We start from the raw sequence: 13,572 nt of genomic DNA, 5'->3' as shown, positions 1-13,572 counted from the left end.
GAGATTTACCGAATTTCATCCAGGCTTTTTTTCAAGGCCTGGTGATATTCCGGAAATACGGTCAGGTCGTTGTGCGAGCCTTCCGGAATCGTATATAACAAAACATCCCGATTTTGTTCTTTCAACTTTTTGAATATAATTTCCGAGTTCGAATACGGAATGATTTCGTCTTCGGTTCCGTGAAAGATCCGAATCTTGGATCGAACCGATTCCAATTTTTTCAAATTCTTAAATTGGAACCGCAGCATCCAAGGTTTTAAAAACGGATAATAGTTTTTTGCAAGAGAAGGCAAGTCCGTAAACGGGGTTTCCAGAAACAAAGGAAGATCCGGATTTTTGGAGACAAGGTCGCAGGCTACGCCCGTCCCGATCGAACGTCCGTAAATGATAAGCGAAGTCCGTGGGATCTTCCGTTCTTCGAGAAGATAACGCAGCCAAAGTTCGGCGTCTTCGTTCATCGAGGATTCCGAAATCGTTCCGGTATTTTTCCCGTATCCCCGATAATCCGTTACGAGAATATTCCATCCTAAAGGAAGAAAGTCTTCGTAGATTCCGCCCCAAGTGCGTAGACTCCCCGCATTTCCATGAAAGAATAAGATCGTTTTTTGGGAGTCGTTCTTTTTTGCCTCGAAGTAAAGGGCGTAACTCGTTTCGCCGTCCGGTGTTTGAAGTTTGATTTCTTGAGACGCCTCCGGAAAATGAAACGTAAAATCGTCCGGGAGTTTTTCCGGAAAAAAGACGAGCTTGTCCTGATTCCACCAAATCAGAAACAAAACGAAAAGGATAAAACCGAATAAAAATAAGAAAATCAGATTCATGGAAGTTTTCATACTGCTCACGGACTCGGAGGAATTTCCTTCTTCCAGACTTCTTTACCCATTGCATCAAAGATTTGTAATGTAAGTTTTCTTTCTCCCCGTTTTCCGGAGACAGAAATCATCCCGAAGTTTCTTCGATCCACGAGCGTCCCTTCCACGCGTAAAGAATTCTTTTCGGTGATCGGAGAATAATAACCCGAAGTCAAAGGCGAAACGGTAAAATCGTAGATCGGTTCCGCTCCTTCTTCCTTAAGAAGATTGAGTTCGGTATGATGGCGGTCGCCCGTCAAAAAAATCAGATTCTTTACTTTCAAATCGCGAATCGCGGAAAGAATTTTATTCCGTTCTTCGGGATACGTCGCGTAGTTTTCGTAAACCGCGTTCGGATTGAGAAACTGTCCTCCGATCGCGACAAACTTGAATGCGGCTTTCGAAAAAGCCAAAGAATTTACGAGCCATTGAAATTGTTTTTCCCCCAGAATCTGTCGCGGACCGATCACCTTATTGCTGTTAGCCGTTCTAAACGTTCGGTCATCCAAAAGAAAAAACTGAACGTCTCCCCAAGTAAAGGAACCGTAAGTCCCTTCTTTGGCATAATTTGGATTTCCCCAATGAAGCTTGAACATCTCTTCCGCAGTATCTTTCATCCAAAAGGAAGAATCGCCGTCGTTCGGGCCGTAATCGTGATCGTCCCAGATCGCATACTGATGAACGGACGCGAAGAACGGCGCGAGTTCCGAAATTCCGCGCTGATGTCGATACCGATGAAAGAATCCGCTTCTTGAATCCCAGTCCGTTTCCCGAAGATAGATATTATCTCCAAGCCAAAGCATAAAATCCGGCTTTTTTGAAAGGATGGAGTTATAGATAAAATATTCCCCGCCGTAAGGTTTGCCCGGAACATCGTATTCGGTTTCGTTGACATAGGCGCAACTTCCCAGCGCAAAGGAAAAAGAAGGAGGATCTTGTCCGGCCGCAAAAAACGATTGAGCTTGAAACGTTTGCGGATGTTTTGCTTCGATTCGTTTTCCGTCTACGAGTAAATTGTAATGATACTTTTTACCGGGAGTAACCTTATCCGCGATCAACTTTGCGATAAAACCCGTTTTCGCATTCGTATGGATTTCTTCGGATATGAATTTGTTTTTGGGATTTCCAATTTCAGAATATTCTAATGTTACGATGGATTTTCGATCCATCTGCACCCAAACAAGAACCTCTTTGAGAGTGGAATACCCGAGCATCGGTCCGGAAACGATGTTTGCGGGTTCCCCGCTCAAAGGAAAAACGGAAACGATCAAAAAAGAAAGTAGAATGGATGGGTTTTTAAGAATTCGGAATTTCATAAACGGAATAGCCATTGAATCCATTACCCTGGTTGAAACGCTTAAAAATTCAAGATAAAGTTTGTATAAAATGAAAAACGATTCTGCTTCAAAAAGAATCCGCTTTTATTTGATCCCGAATCCCTTTCGAATTAACAAAACAGCGCCGTCGAGGGCTTTCTTTGCGTCGGGGATTAACCCGGCAAAGTTGAAATATCCGTGAACCAATGTTTCATACATCTGAAATTCAACCGGGACTTTGACCTTTTTTAACGCTTCGATAAACTCGATCGCTTCGTCTTGCAGAGGATCGAAACCCGCTAACTGCACGAACGTGCGTGGAAAGTCCGAAATCTTTTTATGAAGAATCGGAGAAGCTGCGATTTCTTTTCCCTCCCGAGGAGAATGAAGATAATGCGCGTTGAAAAAGTCCAATAGGTCGTTGGTTAACGCGTACCCTTTTCCGAATTCATATCTGCTTTTGCTCATTCGAAAAAGATCCAAATACGGATAAATCAAAAGTTGAAAGAACGGGGATCGTATTTTTTTCTTTTTAGAAAGAATGCAAACGTTTGCGGCTAAGTTTCCTCCCGCACTGTCGCCGCCGACCGCGATTTTTTTAGGGAGAATTCTCAACGTCTTTGCGTTTTTCAGGATCCATTGATAAGCGACAAAGGCATCTTCGACCGCCGTTGGGAATTTATGCTCCGGTCCTAAACGATAATCGACCGCGATTACGGTAACTCCGGAACTCTTAGCGATATAACGCAACGGCGGATCGTGCGTTTCTAAGTCGCCGATAACAAAACCGCCTCCGTGAAAATAAACGATCGCCGGTGTTGTTTCGATGGATGAATTCGATCGATACAATCGAGCTTGGATATTTCCGTCCTCGACCGGAATTAGGAGATTCTCAATTTGAATTCCGAGGTCCGGTTCCAGATCAAAGAGGAACATGGAATTTTTAAAGAAGATCCTTGCTTCTTTCGGAGCAAGGGTTTCGATCTTCGGTTTAATACGAGCGAGAAAAAGTCCGATTTGAATTTTCGCGTCGAGAATTCTTCCCCGTTTGGTAGTCGTTCCGCCGGAAATTTTCCGAAGAAAGTTTTCCGGTAAACGGAGAATCCACTTTAAAAGGAATCGTTCAAACTTTCGCGAGAGCACGAGTTTTCTTTTTGAATCCGTTCGACGAAACTCCGTTCTTGAATGTGGATTTGTGCTGTGCGATCGCTTCTACCGAAAGTTTGTTTCCGTTTTTGGAAGCGCGTTTGGTTCCTTGTTTCAATTCCGATTTCATATCGTATAAGAAGTCCTCAAAGTCCACCTGCATCGTGTGCCTTGTTGATGCCACATAACGTTTCTTCATTTTCGATTCGTATTTTTCGATGGATCGATTCATTTCCTCCGAGGAAGGAAGTTCGTAGTTTCCGGTTAAATATTCGGAAATCCATTTTCCTTGGAACTCCGCGAGAGGCATAATCGCCCCCAGAGGTTGATACAAACCGACAAAGAAAAGATTGTTGTATTCCGGTTTTATCATTCTGTGAAAGAGCGGAAGGTGGTTGTCCTTTGCGGAAAGAAAATTTTCGTCGAAGAAAGGAAACTTCACGTCGTAGCCTGTGCAATAAATGACTGCGTCGACTTCCTCTTCGCTTCCGTCGACGAATCGCACCTTATTGCCGTTATACGATTCGATATTCGGTTTCGGAGTCACGTCTCCTCTTCCCAATCGAACGAGAATATCCTGTGAGATCGTAGGATGGGCCGCTCCCGGTTTGTGATCCGGTTTTTGTAAACCGAAGTCCTGCACGTTTCCTACTCCGAAACGTAATACGAGACCCATGATAAAACTCTTCAACCAGAACGGTGTGTGAACCGGAATCAGTTCGGTGGACTTGTCGAGCGGTTTTCCGAAAAGGTAATTCGGAATAATATAAGCGCCTCTTCTCGCCGCTAAGAAAACCTTCGCTGCGACGCCGGGACGACAAAGCTCCACAGTGATATCCATCGCACTATTTCCCATACCGAGAACGACGACTCGTTTTCCGGTTAATTTAATCGGATTATCGGGATCAACGTAAGAATGCGAATGAATGATCTTTCCGGTAAACTTGCCGGGGAATGGAGGATTGGGCCATCGTTGCGACCAGTGATGGCCGTTCGATACTACGAGCGCGTCGTAGTATTTTTGTTTACCGTCACCGGTTTGAACCAACCAAGTTCCGTCTTCTTGACGTTCGACGTGAACAACGGGCGTTTTGAAGTGAATGTTCTTACGAAATCCGAAATGATTCACGTAATCGATAAAGTATTCCAGAATTTTTTGATGACCAGGATAATCGGGATACGTGCGGGGCATCGGATAATCTCTGTATTCCATACGATCACGATGCGTATTGATGTGCAGAGACTTGTAGATGTTACTCATCTTGTTATCGTTGTTGAATCTCCAGTTGCCTCCTACTTCGCTTCCTGCTTCGTAACAATCGAACGGAATCCCTTTCTCTTTGAGGGCCTTGCAAACGGCGATGCCGCTTGAACCCGCCCCGATCACACAAACACTCGGCAATGAAGACATATCCTTCTCCTGTTTTTATCGATGATACGTTAGGAATTATGATACAGCTTTTAAATTATAACATAGTCAATTAAAAAATGTTTTGAATTTATATTTCACGGAAATAGGAATGAATCCTTATGGAACAGAAAAAGAGAACAAATGTTCACTATGATTTCGATTATGTGAACGTAGGCAGCGGTTTCGGTGGAAGCGTATCGGCGATGCGTTTGAGTCAGAAAGGTTATTCCGTTGCCGTGATTGAATCGGGAAAGCGATGGAGATCCGAGGATTTTCCGAAATCAAACTGGTCGCTTAACAAATATCTTTGGATGCCCCGCATCGGTTTTTACGGAATTCAACGTTTGAATCTTTTGAAGGATTTCTTTCTTGTTAGCGGCGCGGGAGTCGGCGGCGGAAGTTTAGTATATGCGAATACTCTTTATGTTCCGGGCGATAAGGTTCTCGATTCTCCGGCTTTTAAAAAAATGGGAGGAAAGTCCGGAATGCTTCCGTTTTATTCGGTCGCATCACGCATGTTAGGTGTTACCCAAAATCCCCAGCTCTACGAATCCGATTTTATTTTAAAGGAAATCGCGGAAGAGATGGGAAGAGGGGAAACATTCCGTCCAACGCCCGTCGGAGTTTTTTTTGGAGAAAAGCCGGGAAAACTTACGAAAGATCCGTATTTCTTGGGGGAGGGTCCGGACCGTGTGACTTGCAATCACTGCGGCGGTTGTATGGTCGGATGCAGATTCAATTCAAAGAATACGCTTGATAAGAATTATCTTTATTTTGCCGAAAGGATGGGGACTAAAATTTTTCCGGAAACTAAAGTCGTTTCTCTGATACCTCTGAACGAATCCGGCGTTCCCGACCCAGCAGCCACGGGAGAATTCGGATATCAAATTCAAACCCGATCTACGACCGGTCTTTTCGGGTTTCCGAAAAAGACATTCTATGCAAAAAACGTAATTCTTTCCGCGGCCGTTATGGGAACGGTCGGTTTGCTTCTGAAAATGAAACAAAAGGGAAAGATGCCGAGGGTTTCGGCTGTCTTAGGCGACAGCGTTCGTACGAATAGCGAAACCGTATTAGCGATTACTAATTTTAAGAAGGACGTGGATTATTCCAACGGGGTTGCGATCACTTCTTCCATTCATCCGGATGAACATACTCACATGGAACCGGTTCGATATCCGAAGGGTTCGGATTTTTTCGGAACGATCGCATCCGTACTTACCGATGGAGGCGGAAAATTTCCGAGGCCACTCAAATACTTTCTTACCTTATTTACCAATCCGTTGTATTTTTTTCAAGCTTCGTGGCCTTTCGGTTTTGCAAAACGGTCCTTGATTCTTTTGGTGATGCAGACGTTGGATAACAAGATTCGTTTGGTTCGAACCAGACGATTCGCTTGGCCGTTTGAAAAGACGATGAGTTCGGCTTTGACCGAAGGAGAAAAAACGCCTTCTTACATTCCGATCGCGAACGACACCGCACGAAAGATCGCCCGAAAAACCGGAGGAGTTCCTAGAAGTTCGATCAACGACGTTCTGTTAAACGCTCCGATTACGGGGCATATCATGGGCGGTTGCGTTATGGGAGATTCCGAAAAGGAAGGAGTGATCGATTTTCAAAACAGGGTCTTCGGTTATCAAAATCTGAGAATCTGCGACAGCTCGATGATCACCGTCAATCTCGGAGTCAATCCGAGTCTTTCGATTACGGCGATCACCGAACGAGCGATGTCCTTGATTCCTCCGAAAGAAGGATTTCAACCGATCGAATATCGTTTCGAGAAAGAATTCGGAATCTCTTCGATTCTCGGTACTCGCGAAAAGAAGTCCGGTTCGAAAAAGCAAACGGCGTCGAAGTCCGATCCAAGTTCTAAATCGAAGGCGACGGTCAAACAAAAACGGAATTCAAACGGAGTGAAAGGAAGCAAGATTCGCAAATAACCGAATTCGAGGATCGTGAGTTCGTTTCAAAAAATTTCGAATGCACGGTATATTCTTCTTTCATTTCCTCGTTTTCAGAACGAAGATGAGGACGAGGTCCGATTTTGAGTTTAGAATTTCTGCATAGACAAGAATTATTCAAACAGGAAGCGTATTGGCGCGGTTCTTGGAACGAGGGAAATCCGGATCTGAAAATTCAGGTTCAAAATCCAGCCAGCTTAGAAGTGTTAGGCGCCGTTCCTGCTTTGGGACAAAAGGAAACGTTGGAAGCGATCGATACTTCCAAGGAAGCGTTTTCCGATTGGTCCGCGAGACCCGCCAAAGAACGTGCGGTTCTCATTCGGAACTGGGCCGATAAGATGAAAAAGAATCGCGAAGACCTCGCGCTTCTCATGACTCTGGAACAGGGAAAACCTCTGAACGAATCCAGAGGTGAAATCGATTACGCTTCTTCCTTTTTGGAATGGTTTGCCGAAGAAGCGAAGCGAACGTACGGCGATATCATTCCCAGTCATAGAAAAGATACGAAGATCGAAGTCTTAAAACTTCCCGTGGGAGTTTGCGGGATTTTAACGCCTTGGAATTTTCCTTCTTCGATGATTACGCGCAAAGCAGCGGCGGCCTTGGCCGCGGGTTGTACGGTGATCAGCAAACCTTCGGAACTCACGCCATTCTCCGCTTTAGCTTTAGCAGCACTTGCGCAAGAAGCGGGAATTCCGGAAGGTGTCTTTCAAGTCCTCACGGGTTATCCCGAAGAAATCGCGAACACTTTAATCGATCATCCCGATGTGAAGAAGATCAGTTTTACCGGATCCACTCGAGTGGGAAAGTTGATCATGGAAAGAAGTTCCAAAACTTTGAAACGTTTATCCCTCGAATTAGGAGGGAACGCCCCGTTTCTGATTTTCGACGATGCGGATTTAGAAGCTGCGGTGAAAGGTGCGATTCTTTCCAAATTTAGAAACTCGGGTCAAACCTGCGTTTGTGCGAATCGATTTCTGGTTCAGAAAGGAATTTATAACGAGTTTATAAGTTTGTTTTCAGAAGCGGTATTACAATTAAAGACCGGCAACGGGTTGGAAAAGGACGTAAACGTGGGACCGCTCATCAACGAAGCGGCGGTTCTTAAAATGGAACATCACGTTGAAAATGCAAAGACGACCGGCGCAAAACTGCTGCTAGGCGGGAAAAGAATCGAACCGGGCAAATTATTTTTCTCTCCAACGGTTATTTCCGATGTGAGCGAAGATTCCCTTTCGATGCGGGAAGAGATTTTCGGTCCCATAGCGCCGATTTATCGTTTCGATTCCGTAGAAGAAGCGATCCAAATCGCGAATTCTACACCTTCCGGGTTAGCTGCATACGCGTATTCGACCGATTACAAAAAGATTCGTCTTCTCTCCGAACGGATCGAATCGGGAATGTTGGGGATCAACGAAGGGTTGATTTCCAGCGAACAAGTTCCTTTCGGAGGAGTTAAGGAATCGGGTTTCGGTAGAGAAGGATCAAAATACGGAATTCATGAATATCTTAACGTCAAATATGTCTGTATCGGTGGTTTTTGAGTAGCAAACAATCACAGTTCGTTTGTGTGATATCTCTTTATGCAGAGCAACATTCGATTTCGATGATTTCTATTCGAACTTTCGTTCTTGTACAGAAGTTTTTGATGATTTGTAATGTATAACGTACGATATACGAGCTCAAATTTCCTTTTTGCTTGACGATAATAATTTTAAGCGGTTTTTAGAGTGCCTGTCTTATGGATCTGATTTATTTAAATTACTTTTCATTGGCTTCGTTGATCGGAGTCCTCTTTATCGGGTTCACAACCTTCTTTTTCTTCTCCATCCAGGAAAAGGCATCCGGCACGATGTATATCAGCATCGGTTTGCTTTGTCTCGGGATATTTCATCTCGGTTACATGGTGGGATTTCCTTTTTACGGACCTTGGTCCGTGTTTCATCGATGGATCGTAATTCCTTCCCCGTTTTTCGGATTTCTATTTTTGATCATGTTCTTTCTTCACTATCCGGAACCGGTTTCCAGAAAGATCGTGGTACCGCTTTTTTCCATCGCGTTAGCAGGAGTTCTCTTCATTTGCGCTTGGTATTTGTATGAATCCTTTCCCGCCAAAAGAGTGTTCTACTTTTCGGGGCATTACTGGGACTTTCAGATCAATTACTTTTATAAGATTTATTCGGCGGTCATCATTCTTTATACCTTCATCTTCATGGGGATCGGCGTCTGGAGAATGGTTAAGCTCAAAGGTAAGGAAAGAATCATCACGGGTATCATTCTCATTCCTTTGACGTTAGTCACTCTTTTCCCCGGAATTTTGAATGCGATGAGCCGCGACGGGGCGGTTTCGAGAGAATTATATCAAACCGTATTGGATATTTCTCTCGTGATCGGGTTGTTCGTAATTCTCGTGGGTTATATCAACTATACGAGTGAAAAGACTTCGATCCTTTCCAGAATTACCGGAATCACGCTCGCGACTTTCTTCTTAATTTTACAAATCGTCAGTTTGTTCATCTTCAATAAATACGAAGAATCCTACGATCTGATCAAACGAAAAGAGGTCCGCTTATCCGTATCCGGTTTGGAAGTTTCAAAAGACATCGAATACGTTTTCGAATACGATTCGGAATCAGATTCCGCGAAATCCAGTTCGATCAAAAATTCACTTCAGCCGAACGAATCGGTTTTGCGAGAATTCCGTTTTTTTAAAATTGCACATACCCTTTTCGAACTTCCGGTTCTTGGAAACGAAGAATTGATTGAAAGATCGGATTCCATTTTAAAAAATTCTCCTCCCGGATTTGAAGCCTACAAAGCCGGCGTGAGGGAATATCTTTCCTCGAAAAAGGATTCGAAAAACCTTTCGGGAAAGGATCTGGAGTCTTTTTTCGACGACTTGGAAAAGAAACTGGTTGTACTTAGAAATAAATACTTTCATCTTCCTGCGAAGGAAAAAAACGACCCGGTCGCACTGGAGAAGTTATTTCAATCGAATGTTCCGGGAATCGACGCGTATTTGAAGGAACTTAAAAAGGCCGCTTTGAATTCGAACGTGACCGATTCAGCGAAAAGAGATCAGATCTTTCAAACGCTCCTGACTCAGATAAGAAAACAGGATGAAAGAACGTACAAAGGCGAACGCATATACGAGTTAGGCGGCCATGTTCCTAAGCACTATATCTCTTATTTTTACGTTTCCGAGGCCGGTTCCAAAATATACGAAGTCGGGTTTCGATACGAATCGCTCCGCGAATATCTCCATTCGACGGGAAAGATTCTTTATATATCCGCGCTTTGCATTTTGGTTTTAGTTCTTTTCGGTTTCCGCTTTTTCTTTCAAGGCGCGCTTCTCAATCCATTGGAAGACGTCGTGATCGGTTTGAGGGAAGCGAATTCCGGCAACTTAGAATACCGTCTTCAAGTGAAAGTCGAGGACGAGATCGGATTTATCGCCCGTTCGTTTAACAGAATGGCGAGGTCGATTCAAGCCGCGAGAAAACGTCTGCAGCAATACGCGGAAGAACTGGAAGAGAAGGTAAAAGAAAGAACCAAAGAACTTCAGCAAACTCTCGAAGAAGTTCAGGAATTGAAACAACAACAGGACGGAGATTATTTCTTAACTTCTCTTTTGATCAAACCTCTCGGTTCGAACAAGGCTCGTCAGGAAAACGTAAAAGTGGATTTTCTGATCGAACAAAAAAAGAAGTTCTCTTTTAGAAGATTCAACGACGAGATCGGAGGGGACATCAATATCTCCAACGGAATCGAACTGCAGGATCGATATTATACCGTTTTCTTAAACGCGGACGCGATGGGAAAATCCATGCAAGGTGCGGGCGGGGCGCTCGTACTCGGGGCCGTTTTTGAATCGATCATCGAAAGAACGAAAATGGCCGCCACGATGAAGGAACAATCTCCCGAACGCTGGTTGAAAAACGCATTTTTAGAATTACACAAGGTCTTTGAAAGTTTCGACGGGTCTATGCTCGTCTCACTCGTGTTAGGCGTTGTGGATGATGAAGCGGGACTTCTTTACTTTATCAACGCGGAACACCCTTGGACCGTGTTGTATCGGGACGGAATCGCAAGTTTTATCGAAGACGATCTGATGTTCCGAAAACTCGGAACGACCGGTATGGAAGGAAGCGTCTTTATCAAAACCTTCCAAATGGAACCGGGTGATATCATCATCGCGGGTTCGGACGGACGAGACGATCTGTTGATCGGAACCGATCGCGAGGGTGGAAGAATCATCAACGACGACGAAAAATTATTCTTGAGAAAGGTAGAAGAGGCCAACGGAGAACTTCAATCGATTTACGACGGTATTCGAAAACAAGGAAGTTTAACGGACGACCTTTCTTTGGTTCGAGTTTCATTTAAGGAAAATCTAACCCAGTCGAAAATCGCACAAGCTCACGAGAGGGAACAAATTAGGGAACTTCTCAAAAAAGCGAAGGAAGGCGCGGGCAACAAAGAAATCGAAGAAGCGATTTCCTATCTCGAACAAGCCGAATCTTTGAACAACCAAGTTCCCGAAGTCAAAAAGTTATTCGTAAGTCTTTTTTTGAAAAAGAAGGACTACAGAAACGCGGCTCTCTACGCGGAAGATTACTTGAACTTAAAACCGGTTGATAAGGAAATTCTATATATCGCTTCTACGGCCGCACGCAAAGCCGGAAGTCTTCAGAAGGCGTTGGATTTCGGAGAACGATTGAAACTGAGAGAACCGACTCACATGAAAAATCTCGTGAATCTAGCGCAAATTTACATCGCATTAAAGAATTATAAACGAGCGATGGAAATGGTGGAGATCGCGCTTTCGGTGGATCCGCACCACGAAGTGATTTTAAAGATTCAGGAAGTGCTCAGAAAGTATTCGCATACGATGGCCGAAACCGAATAAGTTCGGCCTTAATATCCGTCGTTCATCCTCCTTCACTGAGGATGGATCGTGACTTCCGATTTGATCGAATTCGAAATAAAACAATTCCGATGAGATTTCGCGTGAAGATCGGCTAATGCCTCCGAATCGGGGATCTTCTCGCCTTCGAATGTTATCTTTGGATAAAGATCGATTTTCGTTACGACCATCTTACCTTCCGCGTTCTTTTCCAATGTGGCGACCGCATGGTCTTGATATTCGGACACGACATATCTGCTCTTTGCCGCGACCGCAAGAAAGGTTAAAAAATGACAGCTACAAACGGAAGACGCCAACAATTCTTCCGGATTGGTATGTTCCGCTTTCCCGTAGGTTTCCAGAGTGGAAGATCCGAATAACTTCTGACCGCCGTCGTATTGAATCGAATGTGTTCGGTCATACGAGTCATATTTGAATTCTTCGGGTCCTTTTTTCCAATATAAGCCAATTTTATGTTCAGACATGATCATTCCCTCTAATTATAAAAGTCCTATTGAATCAGATCGAATTCAAAAAGAAATTTCTTATTCGACGCAGGTTAAAAAAAATGAATGCGGCAAAATGAATGAAGCCCGATCAAAATGCGGATCGAATGAACAAAAAAAACCGTCCCTAATGGGGTGGAATCTTATAATGAACGCATTCGGAATATGCAATCGTTTAAGAGCGACCGCGACTCTGCGGAAAACATTCGAGAAAAGTGAATCAATGTTTCCTAAAATTCGATTTTCGGAACGGCAAGTTATAAGAATACAAGCCGCTTAACGTTCTTCCGAATTGTAAATCCGAATTTGTAAATTATAAATTTCCATTTTAGAAAAACCATTGATTTTTCGAAGTAAATTCTCGTCATTAGTACCATGACATCCAAGAAAGAATCCTCACGAAAAACGGACGAGGAAATCATTGCCTCTGGTCCCTCTTACATCAACTGGATTCGGCTCGGATTAATTCTGCTGTATTATTCTTCGATCGCGATCGGTTGGAACCGGAGCAACGTAGTTCAGAACACTTTGTATCTGAGCGGAACTACGACGATGCTTCTGTATTTCTTTTATAGTCTTTATAAAATTAAGACCACCGGAACTCTTTCCCATACCTTAAGTAAGGTGTTTATTTTGGCGGACGTCGGCGCTCTATTTTGCGCGATGTTCGGCGCAGCGATGGATAGCCCCGATTATACGTCGGGAATGGTTAAAAGTTCCGTATTGTACGGAATCAGTTATCTTTACATCATCTATGCCGGTTTGCTGCTTGCGCCTAACTTTATTCTTGTGGTCGGGTCCTCGTCCGCGCTCGCGCATATTGTCGTCGTTTATACGGCCACACAATACGGTTTGGTTCTTACCGAGGAACCGAAACTTGCCAATTCTTTAGGGCACGCGGCATTCTCCGAACAAATCACCAAGATTCTGTTCATCTTTGCCTGCACGTTTATCGTGAGAATTCTCGTGAAACTGTTTATGCGACTTCGAGAAAACTCCGAATTTAGACAAAAAGAATTGGAAGACTCTCATAGATTGATCGCCGAAAGAAGCGATAAAATGAGAGAATCCGCTCGCGCACTTAAAGAATCTTCCTTAAACTTAAAGAACTTTATGAACGATTTTTCTACATTGGTTTCGGATCACGCGTCTTCCTTCGAGGAGATCAGCTCGACAATGGAGGAATTTCAATCGCAAACGGAGAATTCTTCCGATAACGTAAAAAATCAATTTAGCAATATTGAAAGTTTGATCGGACATAGCAGTAATCTAAAATCGATCATCGAAAGAATTTCGCAGTTTAACGAAACCTTGGATCAAAGTATGGATAAGGTTCGTAAATCCGGTTCGATGGTGACGGGTTTTGTGGAAGAACTTGCCAAATCGTTATCTTCTTTAGGGGATTCTTTCCGGAGCGTGGGAGAAGTGAATCGGATCATGTCGGAGGTTGCGGATCGAACGAATCTTCTTTCTTTGAA

General features: G+C 43.8%; 9 protein-coding genes. 4 read left to right on the top strand and 5 right to left on the bottom strand.

The features are described from left to right. Positions 1 to 5: 5 nt before the first annotated feature. The 4 genes from DLM76_RS05190 to DLM76_RS05175 form a co-directional block, all read right to left on the bottom strand. Positions 6 to 830, bottom strand: a complete 825-nt coding sequence (locus DLM76_RS05190) for an alpha/beta hydrolase (RefSeq protein ID WP_174714641.1) — start codon at positions 828 to 830, stop codon at positions 6 to 8. Positions 831 to 835: 5 nt separating this feature from the next. Next, positions 836 to 2,164 carry an alkaline phosphatase D family protein gene (locus DLM76_RS05185; RefSeq protein ID WP_118964934.1) on the bottom strand — a complete coding sequence of 443 codons (1,329 nt, stop codon included), beginning with the start codon at positions 2,162 to 2,164 and terminating at the stop codon, positions 836 to 838. 105 nt (positions 2,165 to 2,269) lie between these two features. Beyond that, positions 2,270 to 3,307, bottom strand: coding sequence for an alpha/beta hydrolase (locus DLM76_RS05180; RefSeq protein WP_118964581.1), 1,038 nt, complete (start codon positions 3,305 to 3,307; stop codon positions 2,270 to 2,272). After that, positions 3,288 to 4,721: a flavin-containing monooxygenase gene (locus DLM76_RS05175; protein ID WP_118954582.1), complete on the bottom strand. Its 1,434-nt coding sequence runs from the start codon at positions 4,719 to 4,721 to the stop codon at positions 3,288 to 3,290. Before DLM76_RS05175 ends, DLM76_RS05180 begins: the two co-directional genes overlap by 20 nt. A 119-nt stretch (positions 4,722 to 4,840) precedes the next feature. Here DLM76_RS05175 and DLM76_RS05170 point away from each other — a divergent pair, with 119 nt between their 5' ends. The 3 genes from DLM76_RS05170 to DLM76_RS05160 all read left to right on the top strand — a co-directional run bounded on the left by DLM76_RS05170 (position 4,841) and on the right by DLM76_RS05160 (position 11,591). Then, the gene (locus DLM76_RS05170) at positions 4,841 to 6,661 is read left to right on the top strand and encodes a GMC family oxidoreductase (protein ID WP_118964580.1); all 1,821 of its coding nucleotides are present in this window, start codon (positions 4,841 to 4,843) and stop codon (positions 6,659 to 6,661) included. Positions 6,662 to 6,765: 104 nt separating this feature from the next. Continuing rightward, positions 6,766 to 8,226 carry an NAD-dependent succinate-semialdehyde dehydrogenase gene (locus tag DLM76_RS05165; protein ID WP_118964579.1) on the top strand — a complete coding sequence of 487 codons (1,461 nt, stop codon included), beginning with the start codon at positions 6,766 to 6,768 and terminating at the stop codon, positions 8,224 to 8,226. 197 nt (positions 8,227 to 8,423) lie between these two features. Then, positions 8,424 to 11,591, top strand: a complete 3,168-nt coding sequence (locus tag DLM76_RS05160; RefSeq protein WP_118964578.1) for a SpoIIE family protein phosphatase — start codon at positions 8,424 to 8,426, stop codon at positions 11,589 to 11,591. A 32-nt stretch (positions 11,592 to 11,623) separates the two neighbouring features. On the opposite strand, the gene DLM76_RS05155 is transcribed toward DLM76_RS05160, so the two are convergent. Beyond that, positions 11,624 to 12,073 (bottom strand): OsmC family protein, encoded by a 450-nt coding sequence (locus tag DLM76_RS05155; RefSeq protein ID WP_118964577.1) that lies wholly within the window; start codon positions 12,071 to 12,073, stop codon positions 11,624 to 11,626. Positions 12,074 to 12,469: 396 nt separating this feature from the next. On the opposite strand from DLM76_RS05155, the gene DLM76_RS05145 reads away from it, so the two are divergent. Continuing rightward, positions 12,470 to 13,572: methyl-accepting chemotaxis protein (locus DLM76_RS05145; RefSeq protein ID WP_147455779.1), on the top strand; the 1,103-nt coding region annotated here is incomplete at its 3' end.

The sequence above is a fragment of the Leptospira yasudae genome, from assembly GCF_003545925.1.
In the GTDB taxonomy this organism is placed as follows: domain Bacteria; phylum Spirochaetota; class Leptospiria; order Leptospirales; family Leptospiraceae; genus Leptospira; species Leptospira yasudae.
The sequence above is the reverse complement of the archived record's forward strand: the minus strand, read 5'-3'. Positions and strand labels throughout refer to the sequence as shown.